General features: G+C 31.2%; 8 protein-coding genes. 3 read left to right on the forward strand and 5 right to left on the reverse strand.

Features of this window, described 5'->3' with window-relative positions:
* Together V7014_RS01595 and V7014_RS01600 are read right to left on the reverse strand one after the other, a co-directional pair.
* Positions 1 to 373, reverse strand: a 373-nt coding sequence (locus V7014_RS01595; protein WP_335503402.1) for an SDR family NAD(P)-dependent oxidoreductase, incomplete at its 3' end; no start/stop codon positions are given.
* A gap of 48 nt (positions 374 to 421) precedes the next feature.
* Positions 422 to 907: a poly(R)-hydroxyalkanoic acid synthase subunit PhaE gene (locus V7014_RS01600; RefSeq protein ID WP_335503405.1), complete on the reverse strand. Its 486-nt coding sequence runs from the start codon at positions 905 to 907 to the stop codon at positions 422 to 424.
* A 247-nt stretch (positions 908 to 1,154) separates the two neighbouring features.
* Between V7014_RS01600 and phaQ the strand changes: the two genes are divergently transcribed.
* From phaQ to V7014_RS01615, 3 genes are all read left to right on the forward strand, one after another.
* A complete protein-coding gene (phaQ, locus tag V7014_RS01605; protein ID WP_335503409.1) occupies positions 1,155 to 1,571 on the forward strand; it encodes a poly-beta-hydroxybutyrate-responsive repressor in 417 nt (138 codons plus the stop codon).
* A 116-nt stretch (positions 1,572 to 1,687) separates the two neighbouring features.
* On the forward strand, positions 1,688 to 2,245 hold the full coding sequence (locus V7014_RS01610; RefSeq protein WP_335503411.1) for a hypothetical protein: 558 nt from the start codon (positions 1,688 to 1,690) through the stop codon (positions 2,243 to 2,245).
* The gene (locus V7014_RS01615; RefSeq protein ID WP_335503414.1) at positions 2,245 to 2,694 is read left to right on the forward strand and encodes a MaoC family dehydratase; all 450 of its coding nucleotides are present in this window, start codon (positions 2,245 to 2,247) and stop codon (positions 2,692 to 2,694) included. The genes V7014_RS01610 and V7014_RS01615 overlap by 1 nt, the downstream gene beginning before the upstream one ends.
* A 172-nt stretch (positions 2,695 to 2,866) precedes the next feature.
* On the opposite strand, the gene V7014_RS01620 is transcribed toward V7014_RS01615, so the two are convergent.
* From V7014_RS01620 to V7014_RS01630, 3 genes are all read right to left on the reverse strand, one after another.
* Entirely contained in the window at positions 2,867 to 3,022 is a 156-nt protein-coding gene (locus tag V7014_RS01620) for a hypothetical protein (RefSeq protein ID WP_335503417.1), read from the reverse strand.
* 1,004 nt (positions 3,023 to 4,026) lie between these two features.
* A complete protein-coding gene (locus V7014_RS01625; RefSeq protein ID WP_335503420.1) occupies positions 4,027 to 4,683 on the reverse strand; it encodes a response regulator transcription factor in 657 nt (218 codons plus the stop codon).
* Between the two features lie 16 nt (positions 4,684 to 4,699).
* Positions 4,700 to 5,869 (reverse strand): sensor histidine kinase, encoded by a 1,170-nt coding sequence (locus V7014_RS01630; RefSeq protein ID WP_438824849.1) that lies wholly within the window; start codon positions 5,867 to 5,869, stop codon positions 4,700 to 4,702.
* Between the last annotated feature and the right edge of the window lie 75 nt (positions 5,870 to 5,944).

The following is a 5,944-nucleotide window of genomic DNA, read 5'->3' on the forward strand; positions in this document are numbered from 1 at the left end:
CTTCATACCATTCATCTGCACTAAGCTTACGAAATGTACGATCTCTTGTAATTCCAGCGTTGTTAACTAGTATATCAACTCTACCAAATCGATCTTTTGTTTCGTCTATTAAATGTTGAGCCTCTTCTAAATTTCCTACATTTGCTTTACAAGCAATCGCCGTACCACCATAGTGATTTATTTCACCAATAACTGATTCAGCAGCATCTTTACTCGTATTGTAATTAATCATTACACTTGCACCATTTGCAGCTAATACTTTCGCAATAGTAGCTCCAATACCGCGTGAGCCTCCAGTTACAATCGCAATTTTACCTTTTAAATTCGCTTCTGTTACATTATCTTTTACTTGATTTTCATTAATAATAGTCATTAGTAAGCTCCTCTTATGTATTTTTTAATGAAGATACATTGTAATGAATTAAGCGTTTGGTTTTGTTGGATCGTTTTTCTGCTCACTTTTTGGATCAATAGTAATGGTTGGGTCAACTTCTTTTTCTTGCTCTAGTTGCGCGGTTTTGACGACTTTTAAAATTTGATCCATTTTTCGATCTAATTTCGAGATACTCGTTTTTAGTTTAGCAATCTCTGCCGCAACTGGATTATTCAATAATTCATCGTCGATTTTTTGATCTAAACTTTCTACTTTCTCTTCAACTTGGATAACTAAAGAAGCTATACTTGAAATCTCCTCACGAGTCGGCATATTGATTTGCTTTAAATATACATCTGTTGAATTCTGAACCAATTCTTGATATTGTAAATATCCACTTTGTACCTGCCCAAGCCATTCGGAAAATGCTTCTGTTTTCAATGTTTCATTAATAACCTCACTCAAATTCCCCTCTGTTTTGTCATATAAACTTTTCCACAATGAAAATGGATCCATCGTTGTTTTTTCAGCCAACGACCTTCAACTCCCCACATATTTTTAATTTTTTTCCGTATACAAAACTTATATTACTATATATTCCCACCTGCAAATCCTAAAAAATACTAAAAATTCCCTTATATTTAGACATTTTTTCCATTATTTTTGTCGAAAAATATCATTTATTGTAATAAATTGTTATATAAAGAATAAGTTGACATATATGGTTAGTAGATGTAAATTACACATATAGGTAATTCACATTATTAGAAGGTGATTGAAGATGGTTTCAAAGAAAGAGTCCGAAAGAGATAAAAATAAAAAAGAACATATCACGGGTGCACCAAAAAACTTTATAGTCCCTGTACTTCTATTACTACTAAAAGATTGGAATGCACATGGATACGAATTAATGCAAAAACTAACCCAATTTGGATTACATTCAATTGACCAAGGTAATTTATATCGCATTCTAAGGCAGCTTGAGAAAGATGAACTTGTTACTTCTGAATGGGATACTTCGTCCAAAGGGCCAGCAAAACGTATATATTCCATTACATCTATGGGTGAACAATATTTAGATTTTTGGGCTAACTCATTAGGACAGTATCAAAAAATGCTCAATCAATTTTTTAATATGTATAACCCATTCTTTATGTCAAACAGTTCTTCATCCAAAAAAGAACATCATGAAGATTAATTTTGTCTCATTTTATTAAAAGCTAAACAATCTGCTTTCCTTTTGGAACTTTGTTTACTTTTTATAACTAGGTCATTACTGACCATCATTAAAAAAATTAAGTTGGAGGTATTTCTATGTCAAAAGTTACAAAAGAAACGAAGGCTACAAACGTATTTAATATTTTTAACGTATGGAGCAACAATGTAGATGCACTAGAGCGTATCGAAGAGCAATCAATTCAAGCGATTGGTAAGCAAAAAGAATGGATTGATTCAACTTGTGATCAGCTTTCTGAGCTTGAAGCCTTTTCGAAAAAATTAACATCAGAATGGAAAAACAATGTTCAAGAAGGATTGGCGAAGAATCCTAATGTTTATGGTGAAACAAATTATACGGAATGGGTTAACAAACTAGAGGAGATCAGTCAAATTTCTCAAAATCTAGCATTCAGCCCTGCTAAAGCTTCTTTGGAAATATTTGCAAAATCACATTCTAATTTCGAAACAATTTTTGTAAATACACTTGAGCAACAACAAAAAAACCGTGCTGATTTTTTAAAACCATTTGAAAATGCTAGCGAGCAACTTAAGCAAACACAAGAGAAATTATTCAAGCCTTTTGAAGATGCAGTAGAACAGTTAAAACAAACACAAGAAAAATTTTTAAAGTCTTTCGAACTACCAGCAAAATGATGACAAATATAGCGCAAGTAAAGGAGAAAAAAATGCACGGAATTTCCTACGAGGATCTAAAAATTGGTGATGAAGCCAGCTTCTCAAAGACTGTATCCGAAGCAGATATCTATCATTTTGCAGGGATTACTGGCGATTTCAATCCGTTGCATGTCGATAAAGAGTTTGCCAAAACAACAATTTTCAAAGAACGAATTACTCACGGTATTTTGACAGCTGGTTTTATCTCTACTGTTATTGGTATGAAACTCCCTGGCATAAACACTATTTATTTATCGCAAAATTTAAATTTCTTAGCACCTGTTAAAATTGGCGATACAGTTACTGCTCAAGTAAAAGTTATGGAGAAAAAAGATCAAAAGAAAATAATTCGCTTGCAAACAATTGTGAAAAATCAACATGATGAACTTGTTATTAATGGTGAAGCTACGGTAATGAAGAAAGATTAAATAAATAAGCAATCTGAGATTCGTTTTTACTCAGATTGCTTATTATTACCGATTCATAAGATAAGTTCACTACATTTAATGAAAATATTATATATTTCTGTAATCAATGAAGTTATTTTATTTATTCATCATTTGTAAAGGAAGCAAATAAATCTCCTTGATAAATTGATTATTAAGATGCTACACTGACACTATCTACAATCAAAACCGTATTAACGGCTATCACATCTTGATACATAGTTGCGTACACTAAGCATGAACTACTAATCGCAACCTCCAACTTACTTTTAAAACAGTAGCCGTATGTACCGTTACTCCTCACAATCATCTTTGATTATTTTTTCGGAAATAGAACCAAACCGCTCATCACTGGACTCAATTGCGTATACCTTTTCTTTTTTTGATAAAGAGCATTTTTTTTACTTTGTTGATTTTCAGTCTCATTCATTTGTGGATGTAACGATTTCCCCTTAAATCCTCACCCTCTTGGACCCAATTAATTAATACACAATCAAAAACGAGCGGTTAATATGAATCCCCGAGCTTAAATTAGTATCTTTATCATGTTTTTCTTTTTACTTATAACCTCTTACGTTACTTGCTTAATCATGTCTATTTCGAAATAGTTAACTTAAAAGAATATATTCCACAAATATCAAAATAATAAGTCTACTACTCAATTAATAGAGTAATAGACTTATTAACCAATTATTGCGGAATACCGCAATAACACCCCTCTATTCTTTCGGTAATTATTTTTATCTTTTCGGTGAAATTTTTCTACAATCATTTATTATTATAAGTAGGAGATAACACATACATTCAACATGATCTTCTCTAATACATATTATTTTACATAGGAGGGGTAATAAACTGAACTTTATTGAACGGTCGTTTATCATATCTACAAAACGGCAATGAATGAATAGTTGATATAAAGACTATTGAAAGGTATTCATTTCGTTTTGCAGCTTATGAAAAACACCAAGTAAAATTTTTAAACAGTGAAAAGCCACCTCTTATGGAGTAGCTTTTCAAGATTGATGAATGAATGGCTTTATCTCTCTCCAAATCCTCTTGCCCCCAAATGGATATTCCCATCCCATTTGGGGGTCTTTTTTTGTATTTTTATATAAAGTGACACTTTAATCGGCGAGAGTGTTCGTCCATCCCCTCCGATTATTAGTTGAACCAATCGGGTCTTACTGGTCAACTTAAACCTTCTTCGCTTTTACTTTCGCTTTGAAGTGAGAGTCATAGCTCCAGTTAGAACGGGATAAAAAAATCACCGGAAGTTCCGGTGATTTTTTTATCAAACCTATACAACAATAATTAATCTACATTCACAAAATCCAACAATTGATATTTTCCCGCTTTCATTAATGCCTCTGTTCTAGATTTAACCTGCAATTTCTGAAAGATACTTGTAAGATCATATTCTACTAGTCGTTGGCTAACAATTAATTTCTCTGATATTTCTTTATTTGTTAATCCTTTTGAAACACACAATAGAATTTCCTGTTCGCGCTCAGTAAGTCTAACATTAATCTTTTTATCTTTGCTTTCTATAACACCAATACCCTTGCTTTTTCTTAAACTACGAAACAGCTGTAAAGGTATAATAACTTCATCATTCATGGCACATTCAATCGCCCTTACAAGTTGTTTGTTAGAAGCTGTTTTACTTATAAATCCTGAAACACCACTTTCTACAATTAAATTAAAATGTGTGTTTATATCATAACCAGTGTATATAATAATACGAGCTTCAGGAAGTTTATCAAATACCATTTTAGATAATTCAATACCATTTAATTCTGGCATATATAAATCAAACAAAAACAAATCATACTTCTCTGTCTTTATTTTTTGCAATACTTCATTAGGAGAAAAGCAAATAGAAACAGAGAATTTATTAGTTTGTTCGAGCAGCGCTTTTGTTCCTTCTGCAACAGAAACATGATCGTCCACTAAAAGTATACTAATCATATTATCATTCCTCAGTTTAATTAATATTAATAATGACTTTAATTATCGTCCCTTGATCAGGTGCAGAATTAATGGCTAATTCTCCATTCATACTTTTTATTCTTTCCTGCATAGTTGATAATCCAAAGTGTTTTTTATTTGTTAACAACGTACTACTATTAAATCCAACCCCATCATCTTCATATAACAACGCCAAGCATCCATTAATCAAACTTAAACGAATGAAAATACATTTAGCATTCGAGTGTTTCTTTGCATTTGCCATCAATTCTTGTACTATTCGATAGAGGGAAGTCACTATTTCTTGATCTAAATTAGAATAATATTCTTCTCTATCTACTTGAAAAAATATTTCAAAATCGCCAGCCTCAATATATTTATTAAATAATGTAGAAAGCGAGTCAATTAAACCTATTTCTTGTAAAAACGGTGGATTTAAGTCATAACATGTTTCTCTAATAAAACTAATTTGTTCNNGTTTTTTATATAAGAAAATTAGCTCTTGCAAAATGGAGTCATGAATATCCTGAGCAAGTTTGCTTCTCTCTTTTTCCCCAAGTAAAATCAATAATCTAGACACAGTAGTTGAATGATTACTTACAGAAGCATTATAAACCTCACTTAATAATTCTTCCGTTTTCTTCAAGTTTTCTAATAATAAATTAGTATATATACATAGCGTAGTTAGCCATTCGATTTCTTCATTATTTAACTTGGTTGTGTTTCTCTTAAATGATAAAAGAAGTAGATCGTACACAGTATCATTTTTCCCCGCTAAAATAGCATAACCGTCTTCAAGGGTTAATAATCCACCTACATTAATACCTATATCGTGACACTTCTTTTGCACTTGAGATAATAAATGGTCATTAATAGGCTCTGAAACACAAAAAATATTACTTGAATAATGATATTTCACATACTTTACATAAGCTACATCAAGAACATTCTTAATCTCTTTCGTTACATAAAAGAATAAATCCTCACTATTTTTAATCTGACAGGTATTTTGTGAAAACTTCGTCAAACTATCGTGGATTTTTTTATGTTTGCTATATACTGAAGTAAAGAAATAATCTTTCAAAAATAACAGCAATACGATAATGACTACTGAAATCAAAGAGAACTGAAAAAGATATAGTCCATCATCCAACTTAAGATATAAAAAGCTTACTAAAGTAAGCACTATAGTCAATGATAAAACAAAATTGACTATTAATTTTTTAAACAAATATTCAAAATCATAAAAGACTTTTTGGAC

The sequence above is a fragment of the Bacillus sp. JJ722 genome, assembly GCF_036963345.1.
Taxonomy (GTDB): Bacteria; Bacillota; Bacilli; order Bacillales; family DSM-1321; genus Bacillus_AD.